The organism is Trinickia mobilis (assembly GCF_017315705.1).
Taxonomy (GTDB): domain Bacteria; phylum Pseudomonadota; class Gammaproteobacteria; order Burkholderiales; family Burkholderiaceae; genus Trinickia_A; species Trinickia_A mobilis.
This window is the reverse complement of sequence record NZ_JAFLRF010000003.1, coordinates 351,821-370,315: the sequence shown is the minus strand read 5'-3', so window position 1 is coordinate 370,315 and position 18,495 is coordinate 351,821. Positions and strand designations below refer to the sequence as shown.

12 protein-coding genes and 1 pseudogene are annotated in these 18,495 nt (G+C 61.6%); 3 read left to right on the top strand and 10 right to left on the bottom strand.

Annotation, left to right across the window (positions count from 1 at the left end; all coding sequences use genetic code 11):
• Positions 1-24 precede the first annotated feature (24 nt).
• Complete coding sequence (locus J3489_RS06640) at positions 25-1,596, top strand: DHA2 family efflux MFS transporter permease subunit (protein WP_206996907.1); 1,572 nt, start codon at positions 25-27, stop codon at positions 1,594-1,596.
• Positions 1,597-1,740: 144 nt separating this feature from the next.
• On the opposite strand, the gene J3489_RS06635 is transcribed toward J3489_RS06640, so the two are convergent.
• The 4 genes from J3489_RS06635 to J3489_RS06620 form a co-directional block, all read right to left on the bottom strand.
• The gene (locus J3489_RS06635) at positions 1,741-3,207 is read right to left on the bottom strand and encodes an efflux transporter outer membrane subunit (RefSeq protein WP_206996956.1); all 1,467 of its coding nucleotides are present in this window, start codon (positions 3,205-3,207) and stop codon (positions 1,741-1,743) included.
• A 94-nt stretch (positions 3,208-3,301) separates the two neighbouring features.
• Positions 3,302-6,463, bottom strand: a complete 3,162-nt coding sequence (locus J3489_RS06630; protein WP_206996906.1) for an efflux RND transporter permease subunit — start codon at positions 6,461-6,463, stop codon at positions 3,302-3,304.
• Positions 6,464-6,475: 12 nt separating this feature from the next.
• Positions 6,476-7,606 (bottom strand): efflux RND transporter periplasmic adaptor subunit, encoded by a 1,131-nt coding sequence (locus J3489_RS06625; RefSeq protein WP_206996955.1) that lies wholly within the window; start codon positions 7,604-7,606, stop codon positions 6,476-6,478.
• 179 nt (positions 7,607-7,785) lie between these two features.
• Entirely contained in the window at positions 7,786-8,682 is an 897-nt protein-coding gene (locus J3489_RS06620) for an NmrA family NAD(P)-binding protein (RefSeq protein WP_206996905.1), read from the bottom strand.
• A gap of 853 nt (positions 8,683-9,535) precedes the next feature.
• On the opposite strand from J3489_RS06620, the gene J3489_RS06615 reads away from it, so the two are divergent.
• A complete protein-coding gene (locus tag J3489_RS06615) occupies positions 9,536-9,769 on the top strand; it encodes a hypothetical protein (RefSeq protein WP_206996904.1) in 234 nt (77 codons plus the stop codon).
• A gap of 670 nt (positions 9,770-10,439) precedes the next feature.
• On the opposite strand, the gene J3489_RS06610 is transcribed toward J3489_RS06615, so the two are convergent.
• Positions 10,440-11,330, bottom strand: a complete 891-nt coding sequence (locus J3489_RS06610) for an AraC family transcriptional regulator (protein ID WP_206996903.1) — start codon at positions 11,328-11,330, stop codon at positions 10,440-10,442.
• A 1,015-nt stretch (positions 11,331-12,345) separates the two neighbouring features.
• Here J3489_RS06610 and J3489_RS06605 point away from each other — a divergent pair.
• Positions 12,346-12,555, top strand: a complete 210-nt coding sequence (locus tag J3489_RS06605; RefSeq protein WP_206996959.1) for a hypothetical protein — start codon at positions 12,346-12,348, stop codon at positions 12,553-12,555.
• A 317-nt stretch (positions 12,556-12,872) separates the two neighbouring features.
• Here the strand turns inward: J3489_RS06605 and J3489_RS06600 are convergent, their stop codons facing one another.
• From J3489_RS06600 to J3489_RS06580, 5 genes and pseudogenes are all read right to left on the bottom strand, one after another.
• On the bottom strand, positions 12,873-13,820 hold the full coding sequence (locus tag J3489_RS06600) for an electron transfer flavoprotein subunit alpha/FixB family protein (protein ID WP_206996902.1): 948 nt from the start codon (positions 13,818-13,820) through the stop codon (positions 12,873-12,875).
• Between the two features lie 13 nt (positions 13,821-13,833).
• Positions 13,834-14,451 (bottom strand): annotated as a pseudogene (locus tag J3489_RS06595) (electron transfer flavoprotein subunit beta/FixA family protein).
• Between the two features lie 227 nt (positions 14,452-14,678).
• Complete coding sequence (locus tag J3489_RS06590) at positions 14,679-15,812, bottom strand: porin (protein WP_206996901.1); 1,134 nt, start codon at positions 15,810-15,812, stop codon at positions 14,679-14,681.
• A 428-nt stretch (positions 15,813-16,240) separates the two neighbouring features.
• Positions 16,241-17,356, bottom strand: a complete 1,116-nt coding sequence (locus J3489_RS06585) for an acyl-CoA dehydrogenase family protein (RefSeq protein WP_206996900.1) — start codon at positions 17,354-17,356, stop codon at positions 16,241-16,243.
• Entirely contained in the window at positions 17,353-18,495 is a 1,143-nt protein-coding gene (locus tag J3489_RS06580) for an acyl-CoA dehydrogenase family protein (protein ID WP_206996899.1), read from the bottom strand. The genes J3489_RS06585 and J3489_RS06580 overlap by 4 nt, the downstream gene beginning before the upstream one ends.

The window sequence follows — 18,495 nt, the reverse complement described above, 5'->3', positions numbered from 1 at the left end:
CACGTCTTACACGCGTTATAGTCGATGGCGCAAGAACCTGATTCACGCGGGCCGACAACCGGGATTCCACCGCTGACAGGCGGCAAGCTGGTCATCGCAACCATCGTTGTCGCGCTGGCCACGTTCATGTCCGCGCTCGATGTATCGATCGCCAACGTCGCGATACCGACGATCTCCGGCAACCTTGGAGTGTCCGTCGATGAAGGTACGTGGGTCATTACGATCTTTGCCGCCGCCAATGCAGTCTCGATGCCGCTGACCGGCTGGTTCACGCAGCGCTTCGGACAGGTTCGCCTCCTCGTCGGATCCATCCTGATGTTTGTTCTGGCCTCGTGGCTTTGCGGAATTGCGTCCAGCCTGCCGTTCCTGCTCGCGGCAAGAGTCCTGCAGGGCGTAGTGGCCGGCCCATTGATTCCCCTGTCGCAATCCGTCTTGCTGAGCTCATATCCCAAGGCCAAGGCCGGCCTGGCACTGGCGCTGTGGGCGATGACTGCAACGGTGGGGCCGATTGCCGGGCCTATCCTGGGAGGATGGATCACAGACAATTACAGCTGGTCATGGATCTTCTACGTCAATATCCCGGTGGGAATCGCTGCCTCGGCCGTAACGTGGATCATCTATCGGCCCCGGGAAACGCCGACGAAGAAGCTTCCTATCGATGTGGTGGGACTGCTTCTGCTAGTGGCATGGGTCGGCTCGCTTCAGGTGATGCTCGACAAGGGTAAGGATCTGGATTGGTTTAGATCGCCGTTCATTGTGGCGCTGGGCATAGCGGCCGTCATCGGTTTCGCATTCTTCCTGATATGGGAGCTGACAGACGAGAACCCCGTTGTTGACGTGCGCCTCTTTGCCTTGCGCAATTTCAGCGGCGGCACGATAGCCGTTTCGGTCTCCTATGCAGCGTATTTCGGCAATCTCGTGCTGCTGCCGCAGTGGATGCAGAGTTATCTTGGGTACAGTGCGTTCGACGCGGGCCTGGTGACCGCGCCCGTTGGCATCTTTACTGTGATCCTCTCACCTTTCATGGGGCGCGTGCTCAACAAGATCGACCCTCGCACCGTGGCCACTGCGGCTTTCATCGGATTTGCCGGCGTCTTTTTCATGCGAACGCAATACGTGAGCAACGTGGACACGATACACCTCGTGCTGCCGACTCTCCTGCAGGGTATCCCAACTGTGCTGTGGTTTGTCCCGCTTGTTTCGATCATCCTGTCCGGCCTTCCTCCCGAACGTATTCCTGCGGCGGCAGGCTTGTCGAATTTCGTCCGCATCTTTTGCGGTGCGATCGGGACCTCGATATCCGGCACCGTGTGGAACGACCGGACGATACTCCATCACGTCCGCCTTAGCGAACAGGCAAGCGTCGACAATCCTGTATTCACCAACGCCATTGAATCCATCCAGAATGGGCTGCACATCAGTCAAGATTCTGCGCTGGCGCTGTTTGACGCGACCGTGACCAACCAGGCCGCAGTCATGGGCCTTGATGATTTCTTTTACATTTCGACGTTCATTTTCATCCTCATCATCCCGCTCGTATGGATAACGCGTCCGGTCACGCGAGGGGATTCCGGTGCAGCGTCGGCAGCACATTAAAAATCGATCCATTGTTGAAGTGCCGCCATCGACCACGGCCTGCTTCGTGATGCCGCTTTCGAGGCGAGATCGACCGCATGAGCTGCCGCGCCGTGACAAAGCGATTTCGTCGATTTCATCGCCGTATCTCAAGACTACACAGCGTCAACGTGACAAAGCCGTCGAGGACAGCTTTTCCGCTTCCGGCAGTTTCTGCGGCCAGCCGCCGGCCAGCGCCTGATAGAGCGCGACCGCGGCCGTGGCGCTGCGCGTGCGGCTGTCGGCTGCAGCATCCTCGGCGGAGAGCATTTGGCGTTCGGCGTCGAGCGTTTCGAACAGACCTATGATCCCGGCCTGGTAGCGCACGCGGGCCAGCTGTGCCGCCTCCGCGCTGTCGCGCGCGGCGCGCTCGAGCTGCGCGTCCTCGCTGCGTGTGCGCGCGTCGCGGATCAGCGCGTTCTCGGTGTCCTCCAGCGCGAGCAGCACGGTCTGCTGGTACTGCGCGAGCAAGCCGGCCGCATCGGCGCGGCTCGCGGCGATGCGCGCGCGCACGCGGCCGATGTCGAGAAAGGACCAGTCGATGCCGAGGAAGGCCGAATTCATGCCGGTACCGCCGTGAAACAGTGCGCTGGGGGCGAACGCCTGCGTGCCGATCAGCCCGCTTAAGGAAAACTTCGGGAACAAGTCGGCCGTGGCGACCCCGACCTGCGCGGTCGCCGAGTGCAATCGTTCTTCCGCCGCGGCGATGTCGGGACGGCGACGGATCAGGTCGGCCGGCGTGCCGGGATCGATGTCCGCGGGCAGGGCCGGCAGCGGCTTGGGCGCATCGAGTTCGGCGATCAGCGCCTCGGGCGGGCGGCCGGTCAGCACGGCGAGGCGATGCTCGGCCACCGCCACCTGTGCCTCGAGCGCGGGCGCGCGCGAGGAGGTGGTCTCGAACTGGGAGCGCGCGAGCGCAAGCTCGTAGTCGGTGTCGCTGCCGGCTTTGTATCGTGCTTCGACGAGGTTCAATGTTTCGCGCTGGTTGTCGGCGTTCTCGCGCGCCACGCGCAAGCGCTCCTGCAGACCGCGCAGTTGCACGTAGGTGCTTGCGGTCTCGCCGGCGATCGACACCTGCAAGGCGGCGAGATCGGCGCGGCTGGCGGCGGTGTCGGCGCGCGCCGACTCCACTTCGCGGCGCACGCGGCCCCACAGATCGAGTTCCCAGCTCGCGTTCGCCTCGACTTCATAACTGCGGAACGAGCGTGGCGCACCGGGCACGGCCTGCACCTCGCTCAGCGTCTGATGCCCGCCCTGCGCGCTGGCGGTAATGGTCGGCACGTAGTCGAACTTGGCCTCGCGCAACAGCGCGGCGGCGCGATCATAGTTCGCCAGCGCACTGCGCAGATCGTTGTTCGCCGCCAGCGCCTGTTCGACGAGTTGGGTCAACTGCGGATCGCCGAACGCCTGCCAGAACTGCATGTCGGCCGGGGCCGGCGCAGCGGTGCCGGCGGCGCTCGACGTGGGCGCAGCCTCCTTGCGCGCGTACTGTTCGGGCACAGGCAGGTCGGAGCGCTGGTAATCGGGGCCGACCGCGCAGCCGGCCACGGTCAGGCTGGCGGCGATCAGCAGGGACAGAGTTGAGCTGCGCATGGCGTTTGCATCTCCAGGGAAATTTTTTTTCGGCCCACCACCCGGATGCGCCTGCACCGGCGATCCGAGCAGCGATCCAGGCACTTGCCGGGCTTTATCCATGCGCCATGCTGCCCTTGCCATGCTGGACCAGCTTGCGGCCGGACAGCTTGCGCAGGCCGACGTAGAACACCGGCGTGAGGAACAGACCGAACAGGGTCACGCCGATCATCCCGGCGAACACGGTGATGCCGGTGGCCGAGCGCACCTCCGCGCCGGCACCGTGCGAGAGCACCAGCGGAACGGTGCCGGCGATGAAGGCCACCGAGGTCATCACGATCGGGCGAAGGCGCAGGCGGCAGGCTTCGAGCGCGGCTTCGACGATGCCCTTGCCCTGGAATTCCAGCTCTCGCGCGAATTCCACGATCAGGATCGCGTTCTTGCACGCCAGGCCCATCAGCACCACCAGGCCGACCTGCACGAAGGTATTGTTGTCGCCGCCGAAGAGCTTGACACCGGCCAGCGCCGAGAGCATGCACATCGGCACGATCAGGATCACCGCGAGCGGCAGCACCCAGCTCTCGTACAGCGCAGCGAGCACGAGGAAGGCCAGCAGAATGGAGACCGGGAACACGAGCAACGAGGCCTTGCCCTGGGAGGCTTCCTGGAAACTCAGGTCGGACCACTCGATGCTCATCCCTTTCGGCAGTACCTTGCCGGCAACCTCGGTGATCTTGTCCATGACCTGCGCGGAGGAAAGCTGAGCCGGATCGGCGTCGCCGACGAAATCGGCGGCCGGATAACCGTTGTAGCGGATCACCGGATCGGGGCCATAGCTCTGCTTGATGCTCACCATCGAGCCGATGGGCACCATGTCGCCCTGCGCGTTGCGCGTCTTCAGGTTGACAAGGTCCCCGATCTTTTTGCGGTAGTCGCCATCGGCCTGCGCATACACACTCCAGGTACGGCCGAACAGATTGAAATCGTTGACGTAAGTCGAGCCGAGATAGACCTGCAAGGTCTCGAACAGGTCGCTCAGCGCCACGCCCTGGGTCTTGGCCTTGACGCGGTCGACATCCACGTCGAGCTGCGGCACGTTGGACTGGTAGCCCGAGAACGGGAAGCCCATACCCGGCACCTTCATCAACGCACCTTGCAACGCGCCCACGGCTTGCTGCAACTCGCCATAGCCGCTGCCGGCGCGATCCTCGACGAACAGCGAATAGCCGGCACCGTTGCCGAGGCCGAGGATCGGCGGCGGCATCATCACGAAGGCCAGGCCTTGCTGGATCGTGTTGAGCTTGGCCTGGATCGCGTCGGCGATCTGCTTGGCGCTGACGTGGCGCTCATCGAACTTCTTCAGGATCACAAAGGCTATGGCGTAGTTAGGCGTGTTGGTGAACTGGGTCGGGTTCAGGCCGGCGAACGAAACCACGTGAGCAACGCCTTCGGTCTCCAGGGCCATTTTGACCATTTGCTTCACCACCGTGTCGGAGCGGCTGATCGAAGCGCCCTCCGGCAGCCTCACGCCGGCGATCAGGTAGAGCTTGTCCTGGGTCGGGATAAAACCGCGCGGCACGGTGTTGAACATCAGGCCGGTGCCCGCGAGCAGCACTGCATAGACCGCGAACGCCACGCCGCGGCGCTTGAGGATGCGCGACACCGAGCCCTGATACTTGTCCGAACTCGCCTTGAAGAAACGGTTGAATGGGCCGAACACCCAGCCGAACGCGCGCTCGATCCCGCGCGAGATCGCATCCTTGGGCGCGCCGTGCGCGTGCAGCAGCTTGGCCGCGAGCGCCGGCGACAAGGTCAACGAGTTGATCGCCGAGATCACCGTCGAGATCGCGATGGTCACCGCGAACTGCTTGTAGAAGGTACCGGTCACGCCGGTCAGGAAGGCCATCGGCACGAACACCGCGCACAGCACCAGCGCGATCGCCACGATTGGTCCGGAGACCTCTTTCATCGCTTGGTGCGCGGCTTCCAGCGGCGTGCGCCCTTCCTCGATATTGCGCTCGACGTTCTCGACCACGACGATCGCGTCGTCGACGACGATGCCGATCGCCAGCACGAGGCCGAACAAGGTCAGCGTGTTGATCGAGAAGCCGAGCACATACAGCACGGCGAAGGTGCCGACCACCGACACCGGCACCGCGATCAGAGGAATGATCGAGGCGCGCCAGGTCTGCAGGAACAGGATCACCACCAGCACGACCAACAGGATCGCCTCGCCCAGCGTGTGCACCACGGACTTGATCGAATCGCGCACGAAGATCGTGCTGTCGTAGTCCGAGCGGTAGGTCATGCCGGGCGGGAACTGCTTGGCCAGTTCGTCCATCTTCGCGATCACCTCATCGCGTACGGCCAGCACGTTGGCGCCAGGTGCCTGGAACACAGCGATTGCCGTGGTGTACCTGCCGTCGAGCGCCCCCCGCAAGGTGTAGTCGCTGGAGCCGAGTTCGATGCGTGCGACGTCGGCGAGGCGCACGACCTCGCCGTTGGCGCCGGTCTTGAGCACGATGTTGCCGAACTCCTCAGCCGAATGCAGGCGGCCCTGCGCATTGATCGCGATCAGGAAATCGCTGCCGCCCTTGAGCGGTTCGGCGCCGAGCTGGCCGGCCGAGACCTGGATGTTCTGATCCCGCATCGCGCGCAGCACGTCGCCTGCAGTCAGGCCGCGCGAGGCGACCTTGTTCGGATCGAGCCAAACGCGCATCGCGTAGTCGCCGCCGCCGAACATTTGTATCTGACCAACGCCGGGCAGGCGCGCGAGTTCGTCCTTGATCTTGATGTTGGCGTAGTTGCGCAGGTAGAGCGCATCGTAGCGGCCGTCCGGAGAGTACGGTGTGACCAGGACGGCGAAGCTCGGCGATTGCTTCTGCGTAGTCACGCCGAGCGCGACCACTTCGGAAGGCAGGCGCGACAGCGCCTGGGCCACGCGGTTCTGTATGTCGACCTGGGCCTGGCTAGGATCGGTGCCTGGCTCGAACGTGATCGTTATCTGCAAGACGCCGTCGGAACCGGCTACCGATTTCATGTACATCATGTGGTCGGCGCCGTTGATCTGCTCCTCCAGAGGTACCGCGACGGTTTCGGCGATCACCTTGGGATTGGCGCCGGGATAGGTCGCCTTCACGATCACGGTCGGCGGCACCACATCGGGGTATTCGCTGATCGGCAGCAGCGGGATCGCGATCAGGCCGGCGACAAAGATGACGATGGACAGCACCGCCGCGAAGATCGGGCGATCGATGAAGAATTTGGAAATATTCATGGCGCGCTTTCCTTACTTCGCTGCGATCGGGGACAGCGCCGCAGGCGGCGCCGGCGGCGCGCCCATCGCCACCTTGCTGGCGTTCACCGGCGCGCCCGGGAAGAAGATCTTCTGCAGGCCGGCGACGATGACCATGTCGTTCGGCGCGAGCCCGGACTGCACGATGCGCAGTCCGTCGGCGAAGCCGCCGAGCGTGACGTCCTTGCGCATGGCCTCGTGCTTCGGGCCGACCACATAGACGTACTTGCGGTCCTGGTCGGTCATGATCGCCTTGTCGTCGATCAGCATCGCCCTGAATTCGGCGCTGCCCTCGAGCTGCACGCGCGCGTACAGACCCGGGGTGAACACGCGGTCGGGATTCGGCACCACCGCGCGCAGGTTGATCGTGCCGGTGGCCGAGTCGACCTGGTTGTTGACGAAGTTGACCGTGCCGGAATACGGAAAGCCCGTGTCGTCGGCAAGGCCGACGCGCACCGGATTGGCCGCATCCGGCCGCTGGCCTTTGCGCGCGAGTGCCGCGTAGCGCAGATAGGTCTGCTCGTCCGGCTGGAAGTAGACATAGACCGGGTCCTGCGAGACCACGCTGGTCAGCACGCTCTGGTCAGCCTGGGCCAGATTGCCGACCGTCAGCATGGCGCGGCTGACGCGCCCGGCGATCGGCGAGCGCACTTCGGTGAAGCCGAGATTGAGCTTGGCCGTGGCCAGCGCCGCCTCGGCCGCGTGCACGTCGGCGTCGCCCTGGGCCAGGGCGGCGTCGCGCGTGTCGACTTCCTCGCGCGAAATCGCGTTGGCTGCGATCAGCGTCCGTGCGCGCTGCTCTTGCGCGCGCGCCAGTTGCGCCGCCGCGCGCGCACGTTCGAGCTGCGCCGCCGCGCTGTCGTAGGCGGCCTTGTACGGGCGCGAGTCGATCACGAACAGCAGATCGCCAGCCTTGACCTCGGCGCCTTCCTTGAACGCGATCTGTTCGATGTAGCCGCTGACCCGGGCGCGTACTTCGACCGCGTCTGTGGCGGCGATGCGGCCGGTGAATTCGTCCCACTGGCGCACGGGTTTGACCACGACCTGAGCCGCGCTGACCTCGGCCGGCGGCGGCGCCCCCGCCTTCGCGCTGCTGTTGCCACAGGCTGGGAGAACCGCGGCCATGGCGGCGGCGGCAAAAAAGTAAAATCCCGCGCGCAACAGCGCGCGATAACGCGGGGAGTAAGGCACGAACTTCTCCTTGACTTGAAATCGGTGCACAGTTCGCCGCGCTTTAGTCCATCAAGTGGGCCGCTCTTTACACGACGCACGGCCGAACTCAAATCAAAATGGAAATTAGAAAATTAGCTGCTCGCAATTTCCAACAACTCATCGGCGTGCAGCTTTGCCCAATCCCGGAGCATCAACGGCTCGCGACCTAGAATTCTTTTCGTATCGTCTGCCACGCTTCCGATGTAGGCCATTCTTCCGTGCTCGACCTCGCGAAACAATTCGATTCCTCCCTTTGCATAGGCTGATTCGAAGGTTGAAACCGCTGGCAGTACCATTTCCTTCAGAAGAAGTTCGTGATCACGAACCTCTGCTGTGAACTTATAACCCGTAGCCGCGGTTAGTGTTTCAGCCACTTGCTGCGGATCAAGTGCATCTGCTGAAAACCAATAGTCCCTTCCATGGTGTTTTTCCGGACCTTCCATGAGAATGACTGCTGCAGCTTCTGCTACATCTTCCAAGGCGGCAAACCCAATGGGTTTGGAAGTGTATACGCTGTACCGACCACCGTTGACCCGCCACAACGCTAGCAAATTCTGCATGAACATATTGGGATGTAAATTCGTCCACGCAACACCGCTGTCGCGAAGATACGTTTCGATCATCTGATGCCAAGCAAAAACCGGTAGGTATGTGTCGTGCTCTCGCGTAAATGCGCCCAGATGCACAATATGACTCACTCCGTTCCGACTGGCCGCATCAATCAGTGTTTTGCTCTGCACGAGCATGTCGACTGTATATCCATTTATAAGGAAAACTCCAGTGACATCTTTCAACGCCTCATCGAAAGTTCTCGGATCATCGAGATCGATATAGCGAGACGCTCCATATTGTTCTGCAAGCGCCTCCAGATCTGTTTTTCTTCGCGTCCCCACCAAAAAATTCGCACCTCTACTTCTTAAATTCATTGCGACGAGTTTTCCTACTTGCCCAGTCGCGCCCAATACAAGCGGATTGTTTGAATTACTCATTTGAATTTCTCTTACAGTAGTTTGGTCAGCGAGTGATGAGCCATTTCAGCGAAGGTGGGGTACATACGCTGGTCATGCATCAAGCGCACTGTCACCGTCGCTCAAAAGTAATTGGCGAATGCGACCTAGTAGCGGTCAGCGGTGGGTGCCCGGCTGACGGTTCGGGCGAAGCTGGCGAAGTGATAGTTCGCTTCATTGACTATTCGTGTGCGCAGTGATGTGGAAAATGAAACTGACGCGCTCGGAAAACGCGGCAGCGGTATGCAGCAAAACTTGTGCAAGCTGCATGAGAACGATGCCACGATTGCCGACACATCGGTTACATCGATTCCCCGAGAGTTGTGCCTGATCCTGCACACGCAGGCATAGGGGACGCTCTGCGGCTAACATGGAAGGAGTGAGGCTTCATCTGTATTTTCACCTTCCCAAAGCCCCGAGTTATGCAACCGTCTCCTTCGCTTGCTGAGCGTTGAGCCGGTTCCTCGCGAACAGAGTCAGCGACACGAAGCCGAGGGTGGCTGCGCAAGCATTCAACGAGCAAGGAGCCCGAGTGCCGCAATTCGCCTCCTTCTTCCCTTACACAAAGGCTTATGGTCCGGGCACGGACCAGCACGTAGTCGGCACGGAGATAACGGATGCCGGAATCACTTAGGCAGATTCTGAGCGTGTTAGTTATCCTCGCCGGCATCCTTACACTGGGATGGCTCTTTTCAACCTATTGGTAGCGCGGCCCGATTGATGCCGCAATCCGGCCGCGAACGCGCGAGGTTGCCGTTTGTAACGCGGCACCAACGGTCAAGACGACCCATCGGATCATGCATTCAAATGACCTATTTTAAAGATGTCGGCTGTCATGCAGTCGACTCACTATCAGTTGCGCAATGGCGTGCCCTTGCAAGGGTGCCGCGTTGATGAGCTTTCTCTGTACGACGCATTCGCGAGTTCGCCGGATATCGTCTGCACGGTGAACGGATCGGGCGTTCTCCTGCAGGCAAGTCTCGGCGCCGGCGACGCACTCGGCTGGTCGGAGGAGAAGCGTTACAAGCGATCGAACTCAGGCACCGGTGCGGTAAGGACACGCCGCTGACGATTCAGTGGTCGGTGTTTCGCGTTGCAGGTGAAGATGTGTCTGTGTGTCTGGGTACGAAGCGTGCCGCATTCGCCGACGGGAACAGCAATCCGCCCCGCGCGCAACCGCTCGAAAGCGTGATCCTCGACAGCATTAGCGACGCCGTCATGGCGATTGACAATCAGTATTGCTTCACATGCGTGAACTCGCAAGCCGAGGCGCTGTTTCGGTTGTTCAAGGAACGGCTGCTCGGCAGCCTAGTCTGGGCAGACTTTCCTAATTCGACTAGCCTTGAATGGCGTCGGCATTACGAGCACGCGACACGCACTCAGACGCAGTTAGGTTCAATACCGTTAGCGCGGCATTTCCTGCTGCTAGTCGCTGCAGGCGGAGCCGTACCCATTCCTCGACGCCGGATTCAGGCGGCGTTCCTTTCCACAGTCTTGGTACGGCACGCATGTCAAGCATTCGACGAAGCCGGCGAACTGCGAGATGGCCGTACGGCAGCGGCGCTAGAACATCTTACGATGCAACTTGTCGCGGATTCGCAGTGCGACGCTGTCTCGGGCTGAGGCCCCACGGCGACGTTCAGATCGTGGCTTTCTTGCTTCAGCCCACCAGAGAGCCATGCTGGAGCCTGCCGAGCTGCCCGGAAGTTTTCGGGATCAACGAGGGCGCAACCCCTCCGTTAGGTCGTACTGCTGCCATCCATGTGCTGCTGCGGCGATACCCCGTATAGCCGACTGTATTCACGACTGAACTGCGAGCGGCTCTGATAGCCGACTGCGTAGCCGGCGCTGCCGATGTTCCGACGCTCGATCTGTATTAGTCGACGTGCTTCGTGCAGTCGGAGTTGCTTTTGGTACTGCATCGGCGTGAGGTGGGTGATTGCCTTGAAATGATGATGCAATGAGGACTCGCTCATCCCGACCTGGCCGGCAAGCTCCGCGATCCGCAGCGGTTGCATGTAGTGCTTACGCAGCCAGGCGATCGCCTTGGCCACCCCGTTGGCCGGACTGTCGGCTACGGCCAGTTGCAGCACGCGTGCGCCATGCGGCCCGGATAAAAGCCGGTAAATGATCTCCTGCTCGATAAGGGGCGTCATCGGCCGGATGTCGCCCGGAGCATCCAGCAGGCGCAACAGGCGAAGCGTCGCATCCAGCAAGTCGAGGCTCGCACGGGCGACAATGACACTGCATGCTCCTTCGGTTGCCGTGGGGTGTGGCGGCAAGTCCACCCTCGCGAGCACTTCGTGTAGACGCTCCGGGGTAATCGCCATACCTAGTCCAAGACACGGCTGTTCCTCGCTAGCCTCTATCACCCGAAACGCCACGGGAACATCGAACGACACAAACAGATAGTCACCCAACCCGAAATTTTGGATCGTCCCACCAAGTTCGATGCTCATTCTGCCCTGTACCACCATCCCGAATATCGGCGATTGCGGGCAATGGATCGACGGTGAACGGGATGTGTACCGTCCTACCACCAGGCTGTCGATAGGCGTGGTGCTTCGACCTTCGTCTTTCGCATGACGGGCGAGCAGCCGGGCAATTTCCCTGAAGGTTTGGATACTCATGGTAGGCAACAATGCCGATCCGGAAGTTGAACCATCCCATGGTAGCGGCAGATCGAACCATTTGGGTGTCTGCTTGCAGGATCAGGCACAACTTTCGGGCGATTGATGTAACCGGTGCATCGGTATCCGTGGCATCGTTCCCGTACTGCCGATTCTCACGGGTTTCAGGGTCCGGGGAGCAACGGAACAGCGAACTCGGTTAAGCCAAGATCTTCACATGAATAGCCCTGTGGAACAAGGCGGACGTACGATTAGGAGACGTTGATCGATAAATTTATCGGACCATCTTAACGAGACGTCAGCAACCTTGATCTGTATCGAGCCGAAGCCAGCGGCGCAGGTGTTCGCTGGACGACCCTCTTATGAACACGCTTAGCTGACTTCCCTGTTCCGTTGCTCCGCGGACCCCGAACACCACTTTCGACAATAGCTCACGGCAAGCGCAATGATCTCCCGTTCGCGTGGGGGAATATCAAGCTTCGCAAAAATGGCTTTCGCGAATTCCATAAAGATAAAAACAATCGTTCCATGAGCGAGAAGCCGAGCTAAATTTCATTTTTCCGGCCGGTGCGACACGAAAAAACCCAAGCTGTGTTGCCACCCGGTCGAGGCCGCAAATGGTAGCGAGCGATTCGGCAATAGGCAGCAGGAGGCAGAAATGGGTACGGGCGGACAGTCGTTGCGTTGGCTCATCGACAAGTGGCTTGGTCTCGCGTCGGGGGGCAGCTATCGGCTAGCGCGATCGCCGCGCAAGCAGTCGTTATCCGGCCGCTGCGTATGCTTGGAGGCAACCGGAGCGAGGGGTGCGTTGAGGGTCTTTTTCTTCCGGCTGGACGACGGCTCATGGACTGTTTTTCCTCCCGCGCCAAAGAAACCGACATTGTCTTTGGACTGACCAGACCCGAGAGGAAACCGTGGACTTTTCGCTTAAGTGCGAATCGACACCAGGGCGCGGCGCAGTTCAATGACACGCCACGGTTGCGAAGCATCCACGTGTAAGTGGTGGAGATGAACGATGGACATTATTGAACTAGCCGTCGCCTCGGGGATGGCTGTCACGCTCGATGCACGTATCGGCACACAGGAGTACAGAAGCGTGCATGGCACGCTGGATGCATTGCGACGCTTCGCCGAGGCGGTATTGGTCGCGGCGCCGATCAATGCGAAGCACCAGGGGCTGATCGAAGCAGACGGCGGAAACGGTGCCACGAACGCTCATCGATGAGAGGCCCAACGATGAGCCGGATTCATTAGCCATTACAGTCCGTGCAGTAGGTTGGGCAGTGTGCCGCACGCGCAAGTGTTCTCATCGGCGCGAACCACGTGGGCACGACTATCGCAGCGATGCCCGCGTCGCCGGTTCAAACGGCGGTATATCGAGGTGTTAGAGGCAAGCTTGATGCTTTGCATCGGCTTCGCGCCAATGCGTGGCAGACCGGGGCGTTGCATTGAGAAAGCCGCGCTAGGCTGGAGTAAGAGTGGCGGTCTACGCGATGGTGCGGGAGCCGACGGATCAATTTTTTGTATACCCATCGAGATATTTTATTCAAGCATCGATACCATATCAGGCACAACAGCAAACAAATCGCCGACGAGACCATAGTTCGCAACGCTGAAGATCGGTGCTTCAGGATCCTTATTGATCGCGACGATGACCTTCGAATCCTTCATACCGGCCAAGTGCTGGATCGCGCCCGAAATGCCGACGGCCACGTAAACCTCCGGCGCGACGATTTTGCCCGTCTGCCCCACCTGGTAGTCGTTCGGCACATAGCCTGCGTCCACTGCCGCGCGCGAAGCGCCCAGTGCTGCACCGAGCTTGTCTGCGAGCGGCTCTAGCACCTTCATGTAGTTCTCGCCGTTACCAAGGCCGCGGCCGCCCGACACGATCATTTTCGCGCTCGTCAGTTCCGGGCGGTTCAGCTTCGTGACCTCTCGGCTCGCAAACTGCGAGATGCCTGAGTGGGGCGCCGCGTCGATCCTCTCAATCGCCGCGGCCCCTCCTTCCGCCGACACTGGTTCGAAGCTCGTTGCGCGCACCGTGATTACCTTGATCCGATCCCTCGACTGCACCGTCGCGATTACGTTGCCCGCGTAAATCGGCCGCTCGAATGTGTCCGCACTGCAAACTGCGGTGATGTCGGAAATCTGGGCCACGTCCAGCTTCGCCGCGATGCGCGGCGCAATGTTCTTCCCGTATGCGGTCGCCGGCGCCAGAATGTGCGAATAGGCCCTTGCAATGCTGAGCGTCGTGGCCTCGAGGTTTTCCGCGAGACCGTCCGCCAATTGCGGCGCATCGGCCAACAGCACCTTGCTCACGCCCGCGACCTTCGTCGCCGCCTCCGCCGCGTCATGCGCCTGATAACCTGCGACCAGCAAATGAATTTCCGCGTCGATCAGTGTTGCCGTCACTGCTGCAGCGGCCACCGTGTTCAGTGTCGCAACCTTGATCGACGCGTTGTCATGTTCGGCAATTACCAGAATCGTCATCTTTGCGCTCCCCTTACAGCACCTTGGCTTCGGTCTTCAGTTTTTCGACCAGCGTCTTCACGTCTGGCATCATGACGCCGGCGCTGCGCTTGGGCGGCTCGGCCACCTTCAGCGTCTTCAGACGCGGCGCTACATCCACACCGACGTCTTCGGGCTTCACCGTTTCGAGCGGCTTTTTCTTCGCCTTCGTGATGTTGGGCAGCGTCACATGGCGTGGCTCATTGAGGCGCAGATCGGTCGTTACCACAGCCGGCAGCGTGAGCGTCTCGGCTCCGCCGTCGACCTTGCGGGCCACCGTCGCCTTGCCGTCGGCGATCGTCACCTTCGAGGTGAACGTGGCCTGCGGCCGGTTCGCGAGCGCGCCGAGCATCTGGCCGGTCTGGCTCTAATCATCGTCGATGGCCTGCTTGCCAAGAATGACGAGCTGCGGCGCTTCCTTATCGACCACCGCCTTCAGGAACTTCGCCACGGCGAGCGGCTGCAGGTCTTCGTTCGATTCGACGAGGATCGCGCGGTCCGCGCCGTCCGACTTCACCCGGACCTTCACGTTGAAGTCGACTACGCGTATTACCGCTACAAGAACTCTCGCGAAAATCTCCAAAGATATCCGGCTATGGCATCGGTCACGCATATCCGATACTTGCCCCCCCCATGCTGCTGAACTTTCTCGCAAAAATACAAAAGAAAACTGGTTAATCGGTGACGATGCCCCCCAGGCAGTTCATCCTTGACGCCACGCACCGAGTCGCATTGACAGTTTTCAAAAAGTGACGCCCAGCATCATTTTTTGGCGTCTGCCGGACGCGCCACCGATTTGAGTCGGGAATGCGGGCGCGCGTCCGTTTCTGCGATATCCAATTAAAATCTGTGACGCAGCCCAAGTCGGATCAACGTTTGGTTCTTGCTGGTCGACCGGCCAGTGCCACCATAGGCGTCGGGCGCAATCGCTGCGATAGTCGCTGCGCCTGCCGCGTGCTGATAAACGCTCAGCAAATAAACGTCGGTGCGCTTGGACAGAAAATAGTCGAACATGAGCGACGCCTGGTGGTATTTCGGCTCTGCTCCGATCGGGTCCAGTTTGCCATCCGTGAAGGTGTAGCTGCCCGAGAGGAAGAACGCCGAGGTGATCTGATAGGTCACGTTCACATCGTAGTTGTCGAACTTGAGCGTGTCTGCCGCCGAGTTGCGCATCGAATGGCTATACACGAAGCCGAGTCTTACTGTACTGAGTTGATAGTTGACGCCGGCGGCCCAGACCTGCTCCCGCAATACAGCGGACGGGAGCCCGTTTTGTTGCAGCGCCGACGTGGTCGTGACATTTTCATTAATGTAATCCCCGACAACGGCCCCGGACGTATTCGAGTCCGGCGCATTGAGGTGCAAGTACGATACACCCAAGGCGAGCGGCCCTCTCGTGTAACCCGCGCCAAGACCCCAGCCCCGATTGGCGGCAAAGCCGTCGGCGCTGTTGCTGAACGCGTACTGTGCCCCGAATTTAAACCCGCCCAAGTTGGGGCTCGTATATTTGATCGCGTTGTTGAGGCGGACCTCGTTAAGCATGTTGTCGTTATCGAACGGATGTGCGATTCCCGTGAACGCAAGGCTGCTGAGTGGCTCGATATACTCAACAGTTAGATCGATCTGGCGACCCATCGTGACCATGCCGTACGTGTCACTGCTCAGCCCGACCCAAGCGTAGCGACCAAATAAGCGACCACCTTGCGCCAATGTTCCGCTGCCGGAGAAGCCATTCTCCAGCTGAAATAGCGCTTTCATGCCGCTGCCAAGGTCTTCGGCACCTTTCAGGCCCCAACGATTGCCATTTACCATGCCGTTGGTCTGCGTCCAGTTGGCTTTGCCACGATCATTGCTGATGTAATTCACGCCGGCATCCATGAGGCCGTACAAGGTGACACTGCCTTGTGCATACGCTGCATTTGCATAAATAATTAGCAGTACAAATAAAGAAAACCGCTTATTAAGGGATTTCACGGACACGTCTCCTCTTCAATGGTTAAGGCCGATTAATACCGGCTCTTCAAACGATTTTTTGTGGGTCAGTAGTTAGAGGCAATCCTGGCGCCTTTTTTCGAGGCGTTTCCTCGGTCGATTCGTGAAGCGATCGAAACGATCAGCGTGGAAACCGCGAGGCCACAACGGGCCCTGTTCGAATACGTCGGAGTGTTTTATAACCGCAGTCGCGCGCTGGCTTCCGCTCGGCCGTTTCGTCGATACGAAGGACATCCCGGTGCGCCCAATTTCTTGCATTACGGCATTCATTCATCCCCCTTGGATGGTCATCGCGCCAGAGTGCCAGCAACTCCCGATCGTGCGCTGCCGCTGGCACCTGTGGCGTACCGGCTTTCGCCGGCATCGTTCAAAACGAGTGAAGCAGGCCGATGTCAATACCGTTCGACGGGTCATGCGCTGCGCACCAGTGCGCGCCACAGCGCGGCGCCGCCCTGCGCGCACACGGCCGCTCCTAGGCGGCGGTTCCAGTGCGCCTCGCTACCGAACTCGTCGCGCCAGGACCAGAGCCTGCGCGTGAAATGGTGCAGTCCGTGGTCCTGCGTGTAACCGATGGCGCCGTGCACCTGGTGGGCATGCGCGGCAACTACGCCGGCCGCTTCGCCGGCGCGCGACTTGGCGACGGCGACGGCGCGAAGGAAGTCTTCGCCGGCCATCTTTGCCGCTCCCTCGCAGGCCACGCCGGCAGCGGCGATGTGCCCCGCCATCTCCACCAGCATGGTCTGCACCGGCGTGTAGGCGGAGATGGTCTTGCCGAACTGCACACGCTCGCGCGAATAGGCCAGCGCCAGGTCGAAACAGCGCTGCATGGCGCCCGACAGTTGCCAGGCGCGCAGCAGCGCGCCGTGCGGCTGCAGGCCGGCGTCGCGCAGGTCGAGCGGTGCCGGACGGACGTCGGCCGCGGCCACCGCGTGGCCATCAAGCGTGCAGTTGCCCCGCGGCTCGTGCGCGAGGTTGGCATCGAGCGCCCAGGGCAGTCCGGCGCAAGGCAGCCGCACCAGCATCGTCTGGGCACCTTCTTCGCGCGCGCACAGCAGCACGAACGACGACTGCTCCGGCCAGGGCACGCCCTGCAGCGCTCCGCTCAATTGCCAGCCATCCGCATCGCGGCGCAGGGTCATGCGCAGGCCGCCGTTCTCGGATCCCGGCTCTGGTGCCAGGGTCGCCGGCTGCTCGTGAACGTCGTCGGCCAGTTCGCCGCCGGCGGCCGCCCACAGCGCGTGCGCCAGCATGGTCTCGCCCAACGGCAAGGGCAACGCGCACTGGGCTGCCCGGCGCATTACGGCCAGGCCCACGGACAGCGACAGCCCGGCACCGCCATCCGCTTCGGGCACCAGCGCCAACTGCAGGCCTGCGGCCGCCACCTGCTGCCACAGCGCCTGCTGCCAGGCGCCCTCATCTGCGTCCGCCAGCAACTGCCGCGTCACCTCGCCCTGGAACAGGCGCGCAGCCTGGTCCAGCACGATGGCGGCGACCTCGTCGTTCTCTTGCGTCATGATGTCGATCATCGCAGCCCCAATCCGCGTGCGATAACGCCGCGGAGGATCTCGCGCGTGCCGCCGCGCAACGTGAAGCTTGGCGAGGTGAGCATCACCTGCGCCAGAGCTTCGGCATAAGGATCTGCGGCCGCGTGCTGCCGCGGTTGCGCCTCTACCGCCAGGCGCGCCAGCTCGGCCGTTTGCTGCTCGAAAGTCGTGCCCAAGTCCTTGACCAGGGCAGCTTCCACGGCCGGGTTGTGACCGGCCTCCAGCATGCCGGCCACCGAGATCGACATGCGGCGCAGCGCCGTGAGCTGGCTCACCAGCTTGCCGACCAGCATGGCTTGGTGCGGCTGCGGCTCGGGCCCGATGCGCTCGACCAGCGCGTCCAGCAACTGGTAGGCACTGAGGAAGCGGTCAGGCCCCGAGCGCTCGAGCGACAGCTCCGAGGTGACCATCTGCCAGCCCTGCCCCGGCGCGCCGACCACCATGTCGTCGGGGACGAAGCAGTCGTCAAAGTGCACCTGATTGAACTCGTGGTGCCCCGAAAGGTCGCGCACCGGCCGCACCGTGATGCCGGGCGCATCCATGTCCACGATGAGCTGCGTTAACCCGTCATGCTTGCGCGCGGTGGCCTGCTCGGTGCGCACGAGTGCGATGATGTAGTGCACCTGATGCGCGTTGGTCGTCCAGATCTTGCTGCCGTTGATGCGCCAGCCGCCGGGCGCCTTGTCGGCGCGCGTGCGCACCGACGCCAGGTCCGAGCCGACGTCGGGCTCGCTCATGCCGATGCCGAACCAGCATTCCCCTCGCGCGATGCGCGGCAGAATCTCCTGGCGTGCACGGTCGCTGCCGTGGCGCAGGATCTGCGGGCCGGACTGGCGATCGGCGATCCAGTGCGCGCCGCAAGGTGCGCCGGCGGCCAGCATCTCCTCGGCCACCACATAGCGCTCCAGCGCAGAGCGCTGGCAGCCACCCACGTGTTGCGGCCACGTCATGCCGATGAAGCCGTGCTCGCCGGCGCTGCGGGTGAAGGAGGCGTCGAAAGTGCTCCAAGTGGTCTTCCAGGGCACGAAGGTGCCCTGTCGCGCATGCACGGCCAAGAACTCACGCACGCGCTCGCGCGTAGCCTCATAGGGGCTCAGGTCGGGGACGTCGTCGAAGTGCAT

Excerpts from the sequence above, each read along its gene's own strand:
- J3489_RS06580 (WP_206996899.1), bottom strand. The coding sequence starts at position 18,495 with ATGCACTTCGACGACGTCCCCGACCTGAGCCCCTATGAGGCTACGCGC.
- J3489_RS06640 (WP_206996907.1), top strand. The coding sequence starts at position 25 with ATGGCGCAAGAACCTGATTCACGCGGGCCGACAACCGGGATTCCACCG.
- J3489_RS06620 (WP_206996905.1), bottom strand. The coding sequence starts at position 8,682 with ATGAGTAATTCAAACAATCCGCTTGTATTGGGCGCGACTGGGCAAGTA.
- J3489_RS06605 (WP_206996959.1), top strand. The coding sequence starts at position 12,346 with ATGGACATTATTGAACTAGCCGTCGCCTCGGGGATGGCTGTCACGCTC.
- J3489_RS06635 (WP_206996956.1), bottom strand. The coding sequence starts at position 3,207 with ATGCGCAGCTCAACTCTGTCCCTGCTGATCGCCGCCAGCCTGACCGTG.
- J3489_RS06630 (WP_206996906.1), bottom strand. The coding sequence starts at position 6,463 with ATGAATATTTCCAAATTCTTCATCGATCGCCCGATCTTCGCGGCGGTG.
- J3489_RS06585 (WP_206996900.1), bottom strand. The coding sequence starts at position 17,356 with ATGATCGACATCATGACGCAAGAGAACGACGAGGTCGCCGCCATCGTG.
- J3489_RS06610 (WP_206996903.1), bottom strand. The coding sequence starts at position 11,330 with ATGAGTATCCAAACCTTCAGGGAAATTGCCCGGCTGCTCGCCCGTCAT.
- J3489_RS06625 (WP_206996955.1), bottom strand. The coding sequence starts at position 7,606 with ATGGCCGCGGTTCTCCCAGCCTGTGGCAACAGCAGCGCGAAGGCGGGG.
- J3489_RS06615 (WP_206996904.1), top strand. The coding sequence starts at position 9,536 with ATGCAGTCGACTCACTATCAGTTGCGCAATGGCGTGCCCTTGCAAGGG.
- J3489_RS06600 (WP_206996902.1), bottom strand. The coding sequence starts at position 13,820 with ATGACGATTCTGGTAATTGCCGAACATGACAACGCGTCGATCAAGGTT.